General features: G+C 39.7%; 1 protein-coding gene. It reads left to right on the forward strand.

Going from position 1 to position 1,434, the window contains the following annotated elements; all coding sequences use genetic code 11:
• The first annotated feature begins 54 nt into the window (after positions 1-54).
• A protein-coding gene (locus tag B1A98_RS19940) for an IS3 family transposase (protein WP_087903806.1) occupies positions 55-1,403 on the forward strand; the annotation gives its coding sequence in 2 pieces (ribosomal slippage) (positions 55-511 and positions 511-1,403; 1,350 coding nt in all).
• Positions 1,404-1,434 lie beyond the last annotated feature (31 nt).

The following is a 1,434-nucleotide window of genomic DNA, read 5'->3' on the forward strand; positions in this document are numbered from 1 at the left end:
TGAACTGCACCCCAATTGTTAGACACAGCTAACAATTGGAGGTGCAGTTTTTCTATGACCAAATATTCATTACAAACTAAATTAAATGCCGTCCATGATTTTTTAAATGGCTATGAGTCATATAAAACAGTAGCGGACAAACACAATGTGGATATGACCCTTTTAAAAGAATGGGTTAGAAGATTTGAGAAACAAGGCCCGTCAGCGTTTGAAGTATCCTATACAAACTATCCAATTGAGTTTAAAATGGACGTACTTACCTATATGAACGAAACGGGAGCGTCCACAGTTGAAGCTGCGGCGGTATTCAATATACCTTCATCAGCGGTCGTGCGAAAATGGCGGCAATTATTTGTCACACAGGGGATTGACGCTCTCCAACCAAAGAAAAAGGGGCGTCAATCCATGAAGAATAAAAAGGAAAAGAATAAACCAACTGTAGGTTCGGAAGAAGCCCTCCGGGCTGAAAATGAACAGTTGCGTATGGAGATTGCTTATTTAAAAAAGTTACATGCCTTAATTCAAGAAAAGGAAAAGTTACAGAACAGGACAAAGCGGAAATAATTTATGGATTAAGGCATGAGTTTAAAGTAGTAGCACTTGTGAAGGTCGCTGGCCTTCCACGAAGTACCTACTATTATTGGGTCAAACAAATGAACCGCCCCGACAAATATTCTGAAATGAAAAATTTAATAAAGGCTATTTTTGATGAACATCAAGGCAGGTATGGGTATAGACGGATTACGTTGGAGTTGCGAAATAGGGGAGTGCTCCTCAACCATAAGACTGTTTGTCGCTTAATGAATGAAATGGGCCTGAAGTGCTTGGTTCGAATGAAGAAGTACCGTTCTTACAGAGGAAAAGTAGGCAAAGTAGCACCCAATATCCTGAAGCGTGATTTCAAGGCGGAGAAGCCTAACCAGAAATGGGTGACAGATGTTACCGAATTTCATTTGCATGGGGAAAAACTATATTTGTCACCAATCCTCGACCTGTATAATGGGGAAATTATTGCTTATCAGCTTGAACACCGGCCTATTTATCCTCTCGTCTCAAAAATGCTTGATAAAGCCTTTAAAAAACTTAAAGATGGAGATACACCTATCCTGCACTCAGATCAGGGCTGGCATTATCAGATGGCAAAGTATCAAAATTCACTAAAGGAAAACGGAATTGTACAGAGTATGTCCCGTAAGGGAAACTGCCTGGATAACGCAGTCATGGAAAACTTTTTTGGGTTATTGAAAAGTGAATTGCTTTACCTGCAGGAGTTTGAAAGTATGAGCAATTTCAAAGAGGAATTAGACAAATACATAGAATACTACAATCACAAACGAATTAAGGCAAAATTAAAGGGCATGAGCCCGGTTGATTATCGGAATCATGCCCTTGAGGCAGCCTAACATTTGTGTCTAACTTTTTGGGTTCAGATCA

This window comes from Pseudobacillus badius (genome assembly GCF_002189605.1).
Lineage (GTDB): Bacteria > Bacillota > Bacilli > Bacillales > Domibacillaceae > Pseudobacillus > Pseudobacillus badius.